This is a genomic window from Paenibacillus sp. YN15 (assembly GCF_003285005.1).
Taxonomy (GTDB): Bacteria; Bacillota; Bacilli; order Paenibacillales; family NBRC-103111; genus Paenibacillus_AR.
Genome location: NZ_QMFA01000048.1, coordinates 20,046 through 38,266 on the forward strand (window position 1 = coordinate 20,046; position 18,221 = coordinate 38,266).

Annotated in this window: 14 protein-coding genes; 3 read left to right on the forward strand and 11 right to left on the reverse strand. The window is 56.3% G+C overall.

The features are described from left to right. Positions 1-74 precede the first annotated feature (74 nt). From DQG13_RS26385 to DQG13_RS26400, 5 genes are all read right to left on the reverse strand, one after another. On the reverse strand, positions 75-2,033 hold the full coding sequence (locus DQG13_RS26385) for an FAD-dependent oxidoreductase (RefSeq protein ID WP_113023173.1): 1,959 nt from the start codon (positions 2,031-2,033) through the stop codon (positions 75-77). Between the two features lie 50 nt (positions 2,034-2,083). Continuing rightward, positions 2,084-3,619 carry a coproporphyrinogen III oxidase gene (locus DQG13_RS26390; RefSeq protein WP_113023174.1) on the reverse strand — a complete coding sequence of 512 codons (1,536 nt, stop codon included), beginning with the start codon at positions 3,617-3,619 and terminating at the stop codon, positions 2,084-2,086. A gap of 177 nt (positions 3,620-3,796) precedes the next feature. Beyond that, complete coding sequence (locus DQG13_RS31020) at positions 3,797-3,961, reverse strand: hypothetical protein (RefSeq protein ID WP_181593010.1); 165 nt, start codon at positions 3,959-3,961, stop codon at positions 3,797-3,799. Between the two features lie 120 nt (positions 3,962-4,081). Continuing rightward, entirely contained in the window at positions 4,082-4,522 is a 441-nt protein-coding gene (gene dtd / locus DQG13_RS26395) for a D-aminoacyl-tRNA deacylase (RefSeq protein WP_113023175.1), read from the reverse strand. A gap of 107 nt (positions 4,523-4,629) precedes the next feature. Then, on the reverse strand, positions 4,630-6,825 hold the full coding sequence (locus tag DQG13_RS26400) for a RelA/SpoT family protein (protein ID WP_113023176.1): 2,196 nt from the start codon (positions 6,823-6,825) through the stop codon (positions 4,630-4,632). 908 nt (positions 6,826-7,733) lie between these two features. On the opposite strand from DQG13_RS26400, the gene uraA reads away from it, so the two are divergent. Beyond that, the gene (uraA, locus tag DQG13_RS26410; RefSeq protein ID WP_113023178.1) at positions 7,734-9,002 is read left to right on the forward strand and encodes a uracil permease; all 1,269 of its coding nucleotides are present in this window, start codon (positions 7,734-7,736) and stop codon (positions 9,000-9,002) included. Between the two features lie 162 nt (positions 9,003-9,164). Further along, positions 9,165-9,344 (forward strand): hypothetical protein, encoded by a 180-nt coding sequence (locus DQG13_RS26415; protein WP_113023179.1) that lies wholly within the window; start codon positions 9,165-9,167, stop codon positions 9,342-9,344. Between the two features lie 436 nt (positions 9,345-9,780). On the opposite strand, the gene DQG13_RS26420 is transcribed toward DQG13_RS26415, so the two are convergent. The 6 genes from DQG13_RS26420 to DQG13_RS26445 form a co-directional block, all read right to left on the reverse strand. Beyond that, the gene (locus DQG13_RS26420) at positions 9,781-10,293 is read right to left on the reverse strand and encodes an adenine phosphoribosyltransferase (protein ID WP_113023180.1); all 513 of its coding nucleotides are present in this window, start codon (positions 10,291-10,293) and stop codon (positions 9,781-9,783) included. Further along, positions 10,290-12,734 (reverse strand): single-stranded-DNA-specific exonuclease RecJ, encoded by a 2,445-nt coding sequence (gene recJ, locus DQG13_RS26425; protein ID WP_113023181.1) that lies wholly within the window; start codon positions 12,732-12,734, stop codon positions 10,290-10,292. The genes DQG13_RS26420 and recJ overlap by 4 nt, the downstream gene beginning before the upstream one ends. A 21-nt stretch (positions 12,735-12,755) precedes the next feature. Next, a complete protein-coding gene (locus DQG13_RS26430) occupies positions 12,756-13,709 on the reverse strand; it encodes a cation diffusion facilitator family transporter (RefSeq protein WP_113023182.1) in 954 nt (317 codons plus the stop codon). A 161-nt stretch (positions 13,710-13,870) separates the two neighbouring features. Continuing rightward, positions 13,871-14,806, reverse strand: a complete 936-nt coding sequence (gene secF, locus DQG13_RS26435; protein ID WP_113023183.1) for a protein translocase subunit SecF — start codon at positions 14,804-14,806, stop codon at positions 13,871-13,873. Next, positions 14,796-16,028, reverse strand: a complete 1,233-nt coding sequence (secD, locus tag DQG13_RS26440) for a protein translocase subunit SecD (protein ID WP_113023184.1) — start codon at positions 16,026-16,028, stop codon at positions 14,796-14,798. The genes secF and secD overlap by 11 nt, the downstream gene beginning before the upstream one ends. Positions 16,029-16,169: 141 nt before the next feature. Continuing rightward, on the reverse strand, positions 16,170-16,385 hold the full coding sequence (locus tag DQG13_RS26445) for a post-transcriptional regulator (RefSeq protein WP_113023198.1): 216 nt from the start codon (positions 16,383-16,385) through the stop codon (positions 16,170-16,172). 243 nt (positions 16,386-16,628) lie between these two features. Between DQG13_RS26445 and spoVB the strand changes: the two genes are divergently transcribed. After that, complete coding sequence (gene spoVB / locus DQG13_RS26450; RefSeq protein ID WP_397334022.1) at positions 16,629-18,218, forward strand: stage V sporulation protein B; 1,590 nt, start codon at positions 16,629-16,631, stop codon at positions 18,216-18,218. Positions 18,219-18,221: the final 3 nt, after the last annotated feature.

Genomic DNA, 18,221 nt, shown 5'->3' on the forward strand with positions numbered 1-18,221 from the left:
TCCCCCTCGCAAGAATGGCTTTTTTTGTTTTACAAAAAGGCTGTGTACTGCGCATTTTCCTTCGGGGGATGTTTTTAGAAACGCAGATTCACAAGGCTTTCCAAAGCATCCTTCACCAGCAAATAGGCTTCCCCGTTGCTCAGCTTCTCCTTATCGGCAATCAGCTTCAGGGTCTCCTCCTTGACCAGCCGTTTGGCCAGCAGCTCCGCCTCCGCCTGCTCCGGCTTCAGCATAAGCCCTGCCGAACGGGCAATGGTGTAGGCCGCCTGCTGCAGCGTAAGCGGATCAGACTTGGCCTTATCGGCGGCCATACCTGCAATGGCGTTGGAGGCTTCCCCTTTGAAGGATTGGGGATAGCGCTTTTTGAGGGTGGCAAAATGGTTCACAAACCGCTGCGGATTGCTGGGTTTGTCCAGCTCTTCAGGCTTAAAATTGGCGTTGCCGTAGGACCCGTTCACCAGCCCCGTATAGACCGCAGCCTTCAGGCCGGGATAGGCCTTGTGGTCCTGGTAAGGCTGCTTCGGCGGAGTGTAAGGAGCAAGCGCCAGTCCCTTCTTGACCGCCAGGTCCTGCATTTCCGCCACCCGCTCCTTGGACTTGGACAGCTCGCGGAAGGTGATGTTGTGGTCGATAGCCACCTTGGCCGCCGCCCCCGCCGATTCCGCCACTGCCATTCCCAGAGGAATGACCCGGGCGCTGCCGTGGGGAATGGTGTCATAGCTGGCCGAACGGCCGACTACGAGAAGCCCGTCCACCTTCTGCGGCACAATGCTGCGGAACGGCACGGCATACTTGTAGGGCTCCATGGATACTGCGCCGAAATCCTGGGGATTCGTGCTTTGGATATCCACGGGATAGGAGCCGAAGGCGATCCGGTCCCATTGATCCCGGTTCTCCAGAAGATCAATGGCGGTCAGCCGGTACTCCCCGTAGAGATGCCGGGTTTCCCGCACGTACAGCTCCGGCGCCATGCCGTCCAGCTCCAGCTTGACGAATTCCGGATGCTTCTCCTTGATGAACTGGAGCACATGGGGCAGCTCCTGCTCGGCAATGGCATACGCCTCCTTGACGGAAGCCGGATTAAAGGGATCGACCCCGAATAATTGCAGAGAGTTGATCAAAATGGTGTTGTCATTGTTGCGGCCGATGTTAAGGCCGCGCATTTTGGCCCGGGTGGGGTTCTGCGCCTTGTAGTCCTTGATGTCGCCGTAGCCTGCGGCGGAGTATGTATCCGCATGGGTTCCGTCGTTGCCGTCGTTCTCCAGATACTTGCGGACCTCTTTCCAGAAGCTTTCGTCGGCGTTTTTCAGACGGAATACTACTGTCACCGCCATCAGCGAGTCGGGATCATTCAGATCCTCCCGGCCCCGGCTGAAGGGCGCGCCGGCTGCATACGCCACATCCGCGTCCTGGGTGGCGTCAAGCACCGCCTTGGCTTGAACCGTCCGTTTTTCCCCATTTTCCAAAGTAATGTCTAAACCGGTCACCAGCTTCGCGCCATCCTTGCCCTCTGCCAGCACAGGGGCGATGGATTGGGTTTTCAGAAGGACATCGATATGCTTCTCCTTGGCCACCAGCCGGTTGAATACATTTGCCGCCGTGGTCACATCGAAGGAGGTCCCTTCGATCCCGTTATAGAATTCCTGAAAAATCCCCTTGTTCAGCACATTGGGTTTGGGGGACAGCCAATCGTAGGTATCCTCGTCATAGTTGTTGTCCAGGGAGTTCAACCAGCCCAGGGTCATCAGACCGCCCAATATTTCCCGGTTGCGGCCGTCCACCAGCAAGGTTTTCAGCCCGTGCCGGGAAGCGGCGACAGCGCCTGCTACCCCTTCGGGATCGGTGCCCACCACAATCACGTCATACATCTCAGCCGGTGTTTTGACGGTTTTGACCGTCTCCAGCTCCTGGGCCTCCGCCGTTTTATTATGCAGACCCCCTCCGTACTTCTCCTTCCACACGAGATACGGCCCGCCGATGGCGAACAAAAGCACAAACGTCATAGCGAGAATAAACCACTTATTGCGGAACAATGCTTCTCCTCCTTTAACCGGGGAACCCCCGGAAATCTAATCCCCTTCCGTCAGCCCTTGGGCGCGATGCCCAGCACCGAATCCAGAAGGTCCAGCTTGCGCTTGGTATAATCTTGGTATGCGCTGTTGTAAACGGACGGCTCCTTGGGATTGGGAAAACGCTCCACCGTCCCATCCGGCCCCATCACCTTGCTGACGGCGCCGCAGCCCAGCCCGATGATGGTCTGGCGCTCCTCCATCATCAGAATATTGTACAGGCTTTCGTAGCCCTCAAGGGAGTAGCCCACGTTCTCCTGGTTGCCCAGGATATTTTTCTGCCGGTACATGTAATACGGGTTGTAGCCGCGGGCAGCGGTCCATTCCACCGTCCGCGCCATCATCGCCTGGATTTCATCCCGCTCCGCCACCTCGTAGCGCTCCCGGTTCTGGGTCAGCCGGGACGCCCGTTTGAAGGACAGGGTATGCACCGTCAGCGATTCCGGCATCAGCCGCTCCAGCTGCTCCAGGGAAATTTCCAGCTCCCTTAAGCTCTCGCCCGGCAGGCCCAATATAAGGTCCATATTGATATTGTTCATTCCCAGCTCCCGGCACAGCAGGAATTTTTCTACCGTCTCCTTGACGGTATGATGCCTGCCGATGGTATCCAGGGTGGATTGGGTGAAGCTTTGCGGATTGATGCTGATCCGGTCCACCTTCCAGCGCTTCATCACGGCGATTTTCTCCGGAGTGATCGTGTCCGGACGCCCTGCCTCCACCGTCAGCTCCCTGATCCCGGCCATACCCGGCACAGCTTCATGGAGCACCTGGAACAGCTCATCCATCTCCTCCGCCTCGATGCTGGTGGGAGTGCCTCCTCCCCAATATACAGTGGTCACCGACATGCCTGCTCCGGCAAGCCAGCCTCCCACCTGGCGGATTTCGTATTGCAGCCCCTTGAGGAAGGCCTGTACGGAGCCGTTATTGCCGCGGATATCATAAGCGGGAAAGGTGCAATAAGCGCATTTGGTGGGACAAAAGGGAATCCCGATATACAGGCTGACCTGGCGGTCCATCCGGAACAGATCGGGAATCACCCGAAGCTGCCGTTCGCCAATCTCCGACAGCAGCCGCACCTTCTCCGGGGAGAGCAGATAATCCTCCCGCAGCACCTGCCTGCAGGTCTCCATGGATTCCTGCATCATCAGATTATGCATCAGCTTCATGGGCCGCACCCCTGTCAGAATCCCCCAAGGCTGCTCCATGCCGGTGGCCGTCTGCAGACATTTCAGCAGGGCCCTGCCCAAGGCGCGTTTGCATTCCCGGCGGGACGCTTCCGTGCCCGTTCCGGGAAGGGAACGGACATCCTGCTGGCGGCAGAGCATCGTCCCGGCGGCATCATGGATGGACACCGACGCGGTGATGCTGGCGGCGTCATGGATGGACGCGCCGTCGGTTTCCTGGGAGTGCGTGAGCGCGGCCCGGATAGTCAGCTCCGCAGCCTCCCCGCCTTCCTCCACCCACTCCACAGCCTCAAAAAACAGCTTGCAAATATGGTAGATTTCATTCTGAAAATCATCAAATCCCGTACGAATCAGGGATATTCTCATCCGGCACAGTTCCCCTTTCCGGTACGTTTTTTACGCAAAATTCCCCAACCTTTTTAGTGTACCACATTGTCAGGGGGGAAGAAAATGCACCCAACAGGCAATCGTATATACAAGCAACAAAAGCAGGCAGCGCCTCCCTGCCGCGGGAAACGCTGCCTGCTTCTCTTAACCTAACGGTTATCTCCCCGGCTTCAGCCACGGCTGCTGCCGCGGTCCGCCGGACCCTGCCACCGGCTCTTCCTGCCTGCCCGCCGCCAGCATCAGGGAGGCTGCTTCACTGGGCCCAAAAGAGGCTTCCGCCTGCATGCCCAGAATGGCGGCTGCTTTCATGGATTGTCTCATGGATGTCGGTCCTCTGGCTTTCAAGATGGATGCCTTCATTCACAGTTTTGCCAGAAAGCCCAACCTTCATTCTTGGCGGCCTCTTCACCGGTGCCCGGTAGGCAGTCGACTGCTTTGGCCCTACCGGGTTTCCACGATCAGCGTCACCGGTCCGTCATTGATGAGGCTCACATCCATCATCGCCCCGAAGATGCCTGTTTCCACCTGGAGGCCCTGCTCCCGCAGAAGCGCATTGAACCGTTCGTACAGCGGCTCCGCCTGCTCCGGCCGGGCCGCCGCCATAAAGTTGGGGCGCCTCCCCTTCCGGCAATCCCCGTACAGGGTAAATTGGGAGACGGACAGAATGGCTCCCCCCGTTTCCAGCACGGACAGATTCATTTTCCCGCCGTCATCCTCAAAAATCCGCAGATTGGCGATTTTCTCCGCCGCAAACCGGGCATCCTCCTCGATATCCTCATGGGTGATCCCCACCAGAAGCGCGAGCCCCGGTCCAATGGCCCCCGTGACCTTGCCCTCCACGGTTACCGACGCTTCCTTGCATCTTTGCACCACAATTCTCACAGCACTCTCTCCCTTTCAACTGAAAAGCCGCCCGGCTCAAAACGGCGCACCACCGTTCCAACCGGACAGCCTTTTTCTACGAAATGAAATGTTTTTAGCGGGAACTATTACGACTGCATAATGCGCTGAACGGAATAGACATCCTTCAGCCGCTTGATTTTATCCACCACCGACTGCAAATGGTCGATGTTGCGGATCAGAATGGTCATCTGAATCAGCGCCATCTTGTTTTTGTCCGAACGCCCCGACACTGCGGAAATAATGGTTTTGCTTTCGGATACCACCTGCAAAACCTCATTCAGCAAGCCGCGGCGGTCATGGCCGGTGATCTCGATATCCACGCTGTAATTGGCCTCCACCGAATCCACCCATTCCACCTCAATGACCCGATTGCCCTCCTCACCGTCCCCGGCAGGAATATTGGCGCAGTCGGTGCGGTGTACGGAAACGCCTCTGCCCCGGGTAATATAGCCGATGATGCTGTCTCCCGGCACAGGGTTGCAGCAGCGGGCAAACCGGACCAGCACATTGTCCACCCCGATGACCCGGACCCCGTGGGTGGGGCGTCCCTTTTTCTCCGGAGGGGCGGTTTTGATCTCCTTGGCCGCTTCCTCCAGCTGGCGCTGGGTTTCCTCCTGCTCCTTCTCCCGGCGCAGCTTCTCCGTTAGGCGGGTGCAGATCTGCGAGGCGGTAATGCCGCCAAAGCCGACTGCGGAGAGCATATCGTCAATGTCATGGAAGTTGAACTTGGCGGCAACCTCCAGCATCTTGTCGTCCGCCATCACCTGGGAAGGCTCGAAGCCGATGCGGCGGATTTCCCGCTCGATGGCGTCCCGGCCCTTCTCCACATTTTCTTCCCGCTTCTCTTTTTTGAAGAACTGCTTGATCTTGCTCTTGGTATGGGAGGATTGGGCCAGCTTCAGCCAGTCCTGGCTGGGCCCGTAGGAATGCTTGGAGGTGAGAATCTCTACAATGTCCCCCGTCTTCAGCCGGTGATCCAAAGGCACAATCCGCCCGTTGACCTTGGCCCCGATGGTCCGATTACCCACCTCCGTATGAATCCGGTAGGCAAAATCCAGGGGCACCGATCCTGCCGGCAGCTCAATAACCTCCCCCTTGGGGGTGAAAACAAACACCAGGTCGGAGAAAAAATCCACCTTCAGGGATTCCATAAACTCCGAAGCGTCTCTGGCCTCCTGCTGGAGCTCCAGAATATCGGAGAACATGTTCATTTTGTTGCCGGTCCCGAAGCTTGCAGTAACAGGCTGGGAGCCGTTTTCCTTGTAGGCCCAGTGGGCCGCAATGCCGAATTCCGCCGTTTTGTGCATTTCCCAGGTGCGGATCTGCACCTCCAGCGGTTCGCCGTTGGGCCCGATCACGGTTGTATGGAGAGACTGGTACATGTTGGCCTTGGGCATGGCGATATAATCCTTGAACCGGCCGGGCATGGGCTTGTACAAGGTATGGATAATGCCGAGAACGGCATAACAGTCCTTGATATTGTCGACGATGACGCGGATGGCAAGCAAATCGTAAATTTCGCTGAACTGCTTGTTTTTGACGGTCATCTTGTTGTAGATGCTGTAGATATGCTTGGGGCGTCCGGAAATATCGCTGTCGATCCCCATCTCGCTGACCTTCTCATTGATCCTCTGGATAACATCGGCGATGTATTGCTCCCGCTCCGCCCGCTTCTTCTGCATCAGATTGACAATCCGGTAATATTGCTGGGGATTCAGGTAGCGGAGGGCGATATCCTCCATTTCCCACTTGATGGCGGAAATACCGAGACGGTGGGCAATGGGGCAGAAAATCTCCAGCGTTTCATCGGCGATCCGGCGCTGGCTCTCCTCCGACTGGAATTTCAGGGTCCTCATATTATGAAGGCGGTCGGCAAGCTTAATCAGAATCACCCGGATGTCCTGGGCCATGGCCACAAACATCTTGCGGTAATTCTCATTCTGCTGCTCTTCCTTGGTTTTGAACTTAATCCGCTCAAGCTTGGTCAGACCGTCCACCAGCATGGCGCAGGTATGGCCGAACTGCTGCTCCACCACATCCAAGGACACGGTTGTGTCCTCCACCACATCATGCAGAAGGGCGGCGATAATCGAGGTGGTGTCCATATTCATGCCGATCAGAATATCCGCTACCGCAAGGGGATGAAGGATATAAGGCTCTCCCGATTTGCGCAGCTGCCCGGAATGGGCACGCTCGGCAAATTCATAAGCTTCCCTGATTCGCTTGAGGTCGCTTTCCTTCATGTATGCAGAGGCTTTCTCCAGGAGCTGCTCGATGCTCATTCGCGAGAGATCCTTTCCTTTAATGTCGATTTAATTCATTATGCCCTTGAAACCTGCCGCCCGTCAAGAATACCTGACATAAACCTGATGCATTTTGTAAAATTATCATTAATCGTAGCGCTTTATAGGCTCGGCTGCTTATGGGACGGAGGTTTGCGCATATCCCACATACCGGCAAGCTTTTCCCGGAACCTGCGAGGATAAACGGCTGCCGGCATTCTTTGACGCCGCCGGTTTGTTAGCAAGCCTAACCGGGCAGCTCCGCCTGCTTCCGCGGGTTCCCACCTGGCATCCTCTGCAGCCTCCCGCGTCATGCGGCTAGTTTGCCTCCCGGGAGTCTCCCGCATTATGTGGCTTTTGGTCTCCCGGGGAGCTTCCCGCGTTATGTGGCTCATTTGGCGGACCTTGGTTCCGTTATTTCGCAAAAATTCGCCTCTTTTTCTCCGGAGCGGACACAGAATCCGTTAACCGCGAAAAACCGGGGAGATTCCATGCTTTTGTAGCGAGATAGCGGATCGTCTGTCCGTGAAAGTCGAGAAAAGAGCCATTTGGGGAAAATAACGGCCCCTCAGTCCGCAACCATCAAACATTCTGTCCTCCGCAACCGCTGACGGGCCTGTTCTCCGCTGTCCTCAACGGAAGCTGCACACACCGCAGCAATGGACATCTGCACCACCACACATGCCCCGCGTCTATCCCCAGATGCAGCTTTTATTCGCCAATCTGAACGTTCTTTACTGCACTTTCGCGCGGTAACGGCAATAAATTCTCCAATGGATGAAAAATACCTGACATCGCGCAAGAAAGGCATATCCAATACAGCTTATTTCTGTTAATATGTTCGTTGGAGAAAAATCGAAGGATTTGTCGAATTGTCAATTTATCATGAAATCAGGAGGAATTTGAACGTGCAGCGTGTTATCCAGGTTGACGAGCGCCCGTCGCTCGCGGAAAGCATTCCCTTAAGTATCCAGCATTTGTTCGCCATGTTCGGCTCAACGGTGCTGGTCCCTATTTACTTCCATGTCAGTCCTGCCATTATCCTGTTAATGAACGGTATTGGTACCCTCCTGTACATCTTCATTTGCCGCGGTAAAATCCCCGCATATCTGGGCTCCAGCTTCGCGTTTTTATCGCCCGTTTTTGTTGTGCTGGGCAAGTATGCAGGTGACGAAGGTTACCAATATGCGCTGGGCGGCTTTATAGTAGTGGGGTTAATCTTCTGTCTGGTTGCCTGGATCATCAGGCTTGCCGGAACCGGCTGGATTGACGTAGTCTTCCCTCCTGCCGCTATGGGTGCTATCGTTGCAGTTATCGGGTTGGAGCTGGTGCCTGTGGCCGCCGGTCAGGCAGGGTTTCTTAAGGCAGCGGATGCTCCCTTCGATACGGCAGCCATTACAGTAGCCATCATCACTTTGGGCGTTACCGTCATCGGCAATGTCATGTTCCGCGGATTCTTCAAGATGATCCCTATCCTCATCGGCATTATCGTGGGATATCTCGTAGCATGGCTGGGTTACGACATGATCGACTTTACGGCTGTGAGGGAAGCGGGCTGGTTTGAACTGCCTAAGCACTACACTCCCAAATGGAGCTGGAGCGCTATCGCCGTTATTGCCCCGGCTGCCCTCGTGGTTGTGGCCGAGCACATCGGGCACTTGATTGTCACCAGCAACATTGTCGGCAAGGACCTGGCCAAGGACCCGGGCCTGGACCGCTCCCTGTTCGGCAACGGCATTTCCACTGTCCTGTCCGGATTTATCGGCTCTACGCCCAACACTACCTACGGGGAAAATATCGGCGTTATGGCACTGACCAAGGTATACTCCATCTGGGTAATCGGCGGGGCGGCTATTTTCGCCATCATCCTCTCCTTCTGCGGCAAGCTGGCCGCGCTGATCCAATCCATCCCCAACCCGGTTATGGGCGGTGTGTCCCTGCTGCTGTTCGGCATCATCGCCTCTTCAGGTGTCCGGATGCTGGTGGAATCCAAGGTGGATTACTCCAAAGCGATCAATATCATCCTGACCACCATTGTGCTGGTAATCGGCATCAGCGGCGCCAGTGTAACCTTCGGCAACTTCAGCATGAAGGGGATGGCTTTGGCTACCGTTGTAGCCATTATATTGAGCCTGTTCTTCAAGGTCCTGGAAAAGCTGAACCTGTTAAACGAATAGTTCCTCCATACAAATCCATTTTAACAGCCCGGTTCTGGAAACAGAGCCGGGCTGGTTTTATTTGCTAATAATAATTCTAATAAATTGTGAAATTAATCACAATATATAGCCTCTTCTTGTGGTAAGCTACTCACATAACCAATACGAGAGGATGTGGCTGTTATGCAACAACCCGAAACCAAAACCACTCAGAGCCTGCTCCACTTCTGCTATACCTGTGAAGGCGCCCACTCCTGCGAAACAGAGGAAGCCAGCCATGCCTGCTGGAGCGAACAAGGCTTTCAGGTAGAGGCATCTGACGAGAATGTAACCGCCGAGCTGTTCCGCCAATACGCATTTTAAGGATTTATATATCAAACCCGGGACTCCCCGGGTTTTTTCTTTTGGATTTTCAGACACTCCCTCTTCCCCGGTCCATCTCCTGCCCTAAAGCCGGTACCATCATTTGAGTTTGAGTTTGACGGACTGTGGTTCCGTTATTTCGCTAAAATCCGCCTTTTCTTCTCCCCCGCGGACTCACGATTCGTTAAATCTGAAAAAGCGGGGGATTCAATGCCTTCTGGAGCAAAATAGCGGAACGTCTGTCCGTGTAAATCTGAAAACGGATCACATTCGGAAAATAACGGATTCTCTGTCCGCCTAACTGTGACGAGGATAAACGCCTATCGGCATCCTTTGACAACCTGCGTTTGTCAAGAAATCGAGCCGCCTTTCCGATATGTTGTAAAAAGAGACAGCCGAATCCGGCTGCCCCCCTTTTTCCCACTATTCCAGCTTCTTAATATTTCATCAGGCTGAATACGTCGATGCCCTCCAGCTTGTCGCGGCCGTTCAACTCCTCCAGCTCAATCAGGAACGCTGCCCCTACAATCTCCCCGCCCAGCTTGCGGACCAGATTCACGGAGGTGGAGATAGTTCCGCCGGTAGCCAGCAGATCGTCGGCAATCAGCACCTTCTGGCCGGGAAGGATAGCATCCGCATGCATAGCCAGCTTATCCTTGCCATACTCCAGAGCATAGTCCTCCTCAATGGTGGCGGCAGGCAGCTTGCCGCTTTTGCGGATGGGCACGAAGCCAACCCCCAGAGAGTAGGCCAGCGGCGTTCCCACTACAAAGCCTCTGGCTTCGGGTCCGGCAATCAGGTCAATTTGCTTTTCCTTGACCAATTCCTTCAACGCGTCGATGGAGGCCTTGTAGGCCGCCCCGTCCTGCAGCAGAGTGGTGATATCCTTGAAGCTGATGCCCGGCTGGGGAAAATCCGGGATCACCCGGATATAGTCTTTAAAGTTCATCGGTTCATCCTCCGTTTGCTTTCTAAAGTGGATGCTTCACCACCGCCGGAGCGGGCCTCCAAGATTAACTCCCGAAGCTCGGCGGCTGTGGAGTAAATATATAATTGCTCCATACGGTCGCGGTTCATCATCCGCCGATACAGCGCCGACTGGGCCAGATCCCGCTTCTGGACGGCCTCCGCCGCGCAATACCGCGCGCCTTCCCTCTTGACAAAACCCAGCTCCACAAAAATCTCCAGGATCATCCGGGAAACCGGCTCCTCCAGGCCAAACCGTTTTTTCAAGGCCGGCCATACCCGGGCATCGCCGGAATCCAGCTCCTTTTCCCGCAGAAGCAGCGCATAGAAATGCTTAAACACTTCCCGGCCCGGCGTCCGGACTCCATCCAGCCGAAGGGCATCGGCGAAGACGGCATACACTCTTCGCAGCTTGCCCATCAATGCCACCGTCTTATCCAGGGACTCCCTGGTGGAAGGCAGCGTATACAGCACCGCGTCCCGCAGCTCCCGGAAATCCGTCAGGAGCGCCGTACGGTTCATGGGACGGGGGTCCTCCTCCATTCCTTCCTCAACCAGCCACAGGGGAAGCTCCCGCCACTCCTGCGGCAGAGCTTCCGCCCCGCTCCGATGGAAGATCAGAATGCCGCTGCCCTGCGGCAGCTCTGGCAGCCGCATCCCCTTGCGGGCAGCGGTTCCCCGCCAGTCGAATACCTGGGGCTCGCTGACCCGCATATCGTGAATCAGAATTTGCGGCTTGCGGGAGCCGTTCCAGACATTCACCGACAGCTCCCCAACCAGGTCCAGACAGGAGGCCGTAGCCAGCCGCTCCGCGGCCTGGCCGCAATTGAAGCTGACCGCCTCCATGCTGCAGGAGGCCGAAGCAGCCGCCGTTTCCTCCAGCGTCAGCTTCAGGTGCTGGCGGTCCTTGCCCATAGTCCGTTTGCCGGCGATGCGCAGCTTGTTGAACACGAACCGGGGCGAAGGGTTGCCGTTGCCGAAGGGGGCCAAAACGCTCAGCTGCTCAATGCAGGGCAGGGTGGTTTCGGAGAGGGAGCAGGCCAGGTCCGCCTGGATAATCGGCGTCAGATCCTCCTGCCGCAGCTCCTCCAATGCCAGCCGGGACAGACGGCTCTCCAGCTCCGGCAACAGCTCCGCCCGCAGGGTTAACCCCGCCGCGGCCTGGTGGCCTCCGAAATGATCCAGCAAATCGCTTGCTTCCGTCAAGGCATGATGGATGTCGAAGCCGGCGATGGAGCGGGCGGAGCCTTTGGCCAGCCCGGTTTTGTCATCCACCGCGAACACGATGACCGGACGGTAGAAGCGCTCCAGAAGCTTGGACGCAACTATGCCGGCCACCCCCACGTTCCAGCCTTCCTTGGCGGCAATAATTACCCGCTGGCTGTCCAGATCGCGCCCGTCCAGAAGAGCCAGCGCCTCCTTCATCATGTCCTCGACAATTTTTTGGCGCTCCTTGTTCAGCGCGTCCAGATCGAAGGCCAGATGCTCCGCCTCCTGCTCGCTTTCCGTGGTGAGCAGCCGCACAGCCAGATTGGCATGCTGCATCCGGCCGCTGGCATTGATCCGGGGAGCCAGGGAGAAGCCGATATGCCCCTCATTCACCGCCCCGCGCTCTACGCCGGCCACATCCAGGAGCGCTCTCAGCCCCATATTGGAGGTGTGCCGCATTTGCTCCAGACCCAGCTTGACGATCAGCCGGTTCTCATCCGTAAGCGGCATCAGGTCCGCCACCGTACCGATGGCCGCAATCTCCAGCCACTCCCGGGGCAGTTCGCCCAGCAGAGCGTGGGCCAGCTTAAGGGCCACCCCCACACCCGCCAGCTCCTTGCAGGGGTACGGGCAGCCCGGCTGCTTCGGGTTAACCAAGGCCACCGCCATATCCGGCAGCTCCGGAGGCGGCTCATGGTGGTCGGTTACCACCACATCCATCCCCAGCTCCGCTGCATAGGCAATCTCTTCCTTGGCGCTGATGCCCGTGTCCACGGTGACAATCAGCTTAACTCCCGCCGCCGCGGCCTGATCCAGCGCCTCCCGGTTCAGTCCGTAGCCCTCATGAATCCGATGGGGAATATATGTATCATAACAGGCTCCCAGCCGTTTCATCAGAAAAATCATTAACGCGGTGCTGCTGATCCCGTCGGCATCGTAATCCCCGTAAATGCGGATTTTCTCGCCCTCCCGCAGGGAATGGCGGATGCGCTCCACCGCTTCCGCCATTCCTTTGAGCAAAAAGGGATCATGGAAAAGCTCCGCGCCTCCATACAGGAAACGCTTGGCGTCTTCCGCCCGCTTCAGGCCGCGCACGGCCAAAAGCCGGGCCACAAGAGGATGAAGCGAAAGCTCCGCGGCCAGCTTCCCGGCCGTTTCCTCCGCCTCATCCTCCATTGCTTCAGATATTATCCATCTTGCTTTTGCTTCCAGCATGGCTCACCTCGCCTCAACACGTCAATGCAGGAGCGTAGGCATTTCATCCTGCTCGGGATCAACATTGTTTTTGTAGGGATAACCCGGATCATAAGGATTGACATGAACCAGCACATCCGATACATGAATAAACCGTTTCATAAGATGCTGCTTGGCCAGCTTGGCAATCTCATGGCCTTCCGCAACCGTAATTTTCGGATTCACACTAATTTTTACGTCCACAATGACATAATGGCCATGCTCTCTGGCCCGCAAGCCATCAACGGTAATCACGCCATGAATCCGCTGAACCGCTTGGACCAGCTCCGCAGCGTCCTCTTCGTGAAGAACATGGTCCATGGTGTTATGGACCGATTCCCGGATCATCTTGTAGCCGGTGCGCAGCACCAATATAGAGACGAATATGCCTGCCAGCGGGTCCAGCATATACAGCTTGGGCTGATTGAACAAATCTCCCGCCATGGCGCCCAGCACTCCCACTCCGGCGGCCAGGGACGCAAACACATCCGTCCGGTGGTCCCAAGCTCCGGCCAGCAGCGCTTGGCTGGAGAGCTTTTTGCCAAGAGAATAATTATAACGGAACAACGCTTCCTTCACCAGAATGGAAATGGCCAGCGCAACCAGCGCGATCCATTCGGGGGCTTGCTGCACCCCGCTCTTCAGCGCCTCCAGCGACGACTTGCCGATTTCAAAGCCAATGACAATCATCAGCACCGACACCACAATGGCGGCGATGGGCTCCGCCTTGCCATGGCCATAAGGGTGATCCGCATCTGCGGGCCGTCTGGAGGCCTTTAGCCCCACCAATACGGCCAGCGAGCCTGCAACATCCGAGGCGGAGCTTACGGCATCCGCCATAAGCGCCTTACTGCCGGCGATAAACCCGATGGTTCCCTTGACGGCGGCTAATGTCAAATTCCCGATGATGCCCATCCACGCAGCCATCTGCGCTTTTCCAAATCGTGTTTCCGACATTCCGCCACTCCTTATCCTGTAGTACCTATCCCGAACACATCTGTCTTACGAAAGAAAGACCCACTGTATGGCGAAGACGCTTCTTCCTTGTTCGTCCCCGCCGTCTACGTGGATCATCCGTCCGGTTGTTCTTGTTCAGGCCTGCAAAGCGGGCAATGCGATTATGGGTTGGTTGTCAAAACAGGCTTCTGGGAAGGGCCGATCTTCCGCTTGCGCAGCAGATACCAAAGAGGCGTAGCCAGGCAGATGGACGAATAGACGCCGCTTACCAGACCGAAGATTTTGGCCAGAGCGAAAAGCTTGATGGCTTCGCTGCCGAAAATGAACAGGCTCACTGCCGCGAACAATACGGTCACAACCGTGTTGATGGAGCGGCCCATGGTTTGCCAGATGCTGTGGTTGACCACATCGGCCAGATCCTGCTCGGTTTTGACCTTGGCAAAACGCATATTCTCCCGAATCCGGTCCAGAATAACGATCTTGTCGTTGATGGAATAACCGATGGTGGTCAGCACCGCCGCCACAAAGGGAAGATCCACCTCAAACCGGAAGATGGAGAAGATTGAAAGCACGAAGAAAGCATCGTACAGAATGGTAATAATCGCCGCAACGGCAAACCGCCATTCAAAGCGGATGGTCACGTACAAGCAGATGCACAAGCTTGCTATGGCCACGGCCATGATAGCCTTTCTGCCCATTTCTGTGGCCATATCCGGGCTCACGGCGCTAACCTCGGTGGAGACCTGGTCGCCGTAGGTTTGAGTGAACGCTCCCGTTACCTGCTTGACGGAGTCGTCGTTTAAGGTTTCATCAAAACGGGCGGAAACCCGGTCATTATTGCCGCCGATGGTCAGCACGCTGGGCTTGTAGCCCGCGTCCTCGAACAGCTTCTCCACCTCCGCCTTTTCCACGCTTTTCCCGATGGTCAGGTCGATGGTGGTGCCGGCTTTGAAGTCAACGCCGTAATGGAGAAAGTCTACCTTGGGGGAAACGGTGGCAATGACCAGCATCACCAGACCTACCAGGGTGATCAGAATGGAGCCGATGAAAAACAGGTTGCGGTTCTTGATAAAATCGTAATGGATTTTAGAGTGCACGGATTTCCGACTCCTTTACACCGTAATATGCGGGCTTTTTGAAAATGTTCGCCTTGACCAGAAGCTCGATCAGAATCCGGGAGAGAAATACGTTGGTCAGCATGCTCACAAGGATACTGATGATCAGCGTCAGGGCAAAGCCGCGGATGGCCCCATTCCCGATGTAATACAGTACGGCACAGGAAATGATGTTGGTCACGTTGGCGTCCAGAATGGTGCGGAAGGAGTGCTTGGCTCCCGCCTTCAGAGCGGACAACATGCTCTTGCCTGTGCGGATTTCCTCTTTAATCCGTTCATACGTGATAATGTTGGCGTCCACCGCCATCCCGAGACCCAGGATCAAAGCCGCAATGCCGGGCAGGGTCAGGGTTGCGTTCATCCAGTTGAAAATAACCAGAACGATGAACATGTAGGTAATCAGAGTAATGGAGGCGACAATACCGGGCATCCGGTAGAAGAAGATCATAAACGCCAGAATCAGTACGGCGCCGATCAAGCCCGCTTCCACTGTCTGGTGCAGCGACTGCTGGCCCAGGGTAGCGCCCACGCTCTGGGTATATTTCTCCGTCAGGTTCAACGGCAGGGAGCCCAGGTTGATGATATCCACCATTTCCTTGGCTTCGTCATAGCTGTAACGGCCCGTAATGGAGGCGGTGTCGGAGTTGATCACCTGATTGACCGTAGGGCTGGACTTCATTTCTTCATCCAGGTAGATGGAGAGGGTTTGTCCCACCAGCTTGCCGGTAACCTCGCCGAACTTGGCCGCATCCTTGAGCTTGATGGCGACATACGGCTGATGAGCCTGGTCGAATTCCACCTTGGCGCCGCCTGCCACGAAATCGCTTCCGTTCAGCATCACAGTGCCGTCCGGCGCGCGGAAAGTCAGGTTGGCGGGCTTCTTCAGCGTCTCCCGCACCTTGGCCTCATCCGTTACCCCCGCAAGCTTCACGCGAATCCGGTCACTGCCTTCTGTAGTGATGTCCGGCTCTGCGATACCCTGGGCATCGATCCGCTTCTGCAGATTGCGCGCCGTTTCAATCAAGGCCGCCTTGGTTACCTTGCCGCCCTCTTCCACGGGGGTGGCCACATACAGAATTTCAAATCCGCCCTTCAAATCCAAGCCAAGCCGCAGCCCCTTGATGACATTTGGGCTGAAAATTGCCGTCATGGTCAAACAAATGACCACGATGGCGCAAAAAACAACTAACCTTTTGGCTTTCATGAGATGCTTTCCCCTTCCTTCTTCACTCCAATAGTCCCATTATAACCACCTGCAAACTTCGAGTCAATTTACGGAAATTCGCTCCCGAGCCGCTGCCGTCCACCCCGCACGGGCTGCTCTTTCCAGCAGCAAAAAGAGCCGCTAACGGGGCGGCCCCTTGTATACACTCAGCGTCATCCAGTTCATGAATTGGGTGGACTTAAGGGATAAGATGTCGTTTACCACTTTATGCAGGGCAGGATTGCCGTTCTTCTTGTACTTCTCGCTGACACAATCCCAAATATCCTCCCCCGTCACATATTCGTAGCCAATAAGCCGGAATTCCTTCGCTTTGCTGATGCACAGCTCCTCGATCATCGCGTTCAGTTTCGCTTCTTGCGGATCAAGTCCCTGCTCCACTTCCCGTCCTTCATCCCCCAACGGCTAAGCACCTGCCCTTCGCGGATTCAAGTAAATTGGCTCTAAGTTTTCTTCTGGAAAGGATTTCGCCGCAAACTGCCGATTTCCTGCCTGTCCATGGGATTTTCATAAATTAAGCATCAGCTCCGGGACGGGCTGCATATCCATGTAAGAGAAACCTGTAACGGGAAGAGGGATCGCATGTCGAAAAAGCGGACAACCACTAAACGGATCACCAAACAATCCTTCATAGGCGGCACCCTGATTCTGGTGGCGGCAGGCATCCTGAACCGTCTCCTGGGCTTTGTGCCGCGGATTCTGCTGCCCCGGATTATCGGAGCGGAGGGGGTGGGCCTGTACCAGCTGGGCTACCCTTTTATGCTCATGATGATGACGGTTATTACCGGAGGGATTCCTCTGGCGGTGGCCAAGCTGGTGGCGGAGGCCGAGTCCGCCGGCAACGAGGGAAAAGTCCGCAAGGTGATGAAGGTGTCCCTGGTCCTGTCCATCGGCCTGGGCATTCTGTTTACGGGGTTCTGCTACCTCGGCGCCGATTGGATCACTTCGCACCTGCTGACGGACAAAAGGGTGTTTTCCACCTTTCAGGTGATGAGCCCCATCATTCTGGTCGTGTCCGTTTCGGCCGTATACAGGGGCTACTTTCAGGGAAGGCGGAATATGATTCCCACCGCCCTGTCCCAAACCTTTGAAACCCTGGTGCGGATCGCGGGCATGCTGCTTCTGTCCTGGCTGCTGCTGCCCTACGGGCTGGAATATGCCGCAGCGGGAGCCATGCTGGGGGTGCTGGCGGGGGAATTGGGCGGGATGGTGGTGATGCTGCTGATGTATGCCTGGACCCGGAAGGACTACCTGCTCTACGAAAAAGCCGTCATCGGCAAAAATCACCAGCACATGGGCGGGATCGCCGCTCTGAAGCAATTGGTCAGAATCGCCGTGCCGGTTACCGCCAGCAAGCTTGTGGGCTCCGCCTCCTACCTGTTCGAGTCCATCCTTACCGCCCAATCCCTGGCCAGAGCGGGCATTGCCACCGCCGCAGCCACTGCCCAATACGGGGCTCTGCAGGGTATGGTCATGCCGATTCTGCTTTTGCCCAGCGCGTTGACCTTTTCCCTCTCCGTCTCCCTGGTCCCCTCCTTGTCCGAGGCTGCCGCCAGAGGGGACATGCGGACCATCCACATGCGGCTGCATCAATCCCTGCGGCTGGCCTTGGTTACGGGAGCGCCCTTTGCGGTCATGATGTTTATTCTGGCGGGCCCGCTCTGCCAATTTCTCTATGGCCAAGGGGAAATCAGCATCATGCTCAAAATGATGGCCCCCATCGCTCTGTTCATCTATTTTCAGGCCCCTCTGCAGGCTGCCCTTCAGGCATTGGACAGACCGGGGACGGCGCTGGTCAACACAACCGCAGGCACGGTGGTCAAGCTGGCGCTGATTCTGCTCCTGGCCTCCAATCCGCGCATGGGCATTCTCGGCGCAGTGATGGCCATCAATCTCAATACCGTTCTCGTTACCCTGATGCATTACCGCAGCGTCTCCAGAATGCTCCGCTTCTCCATGAAATCGGCGGAATTCGTCCGGACAGGGGCGGCCATGGCACTGATGGGACTTACCTGCTGGGCGATTGACCGGATGGGGTTCATCTCCTCCGGCCTGCTCCGGTTTTTCCTGGCGGCATCCGCCGGATTCGTTGTCTATCTTGCCGCCGCCATTATGCTGAAGCTGGTGGACAAAAGCGATTTTGGCAGACTTCCCTTTCTCAAAAAAAAATAACGG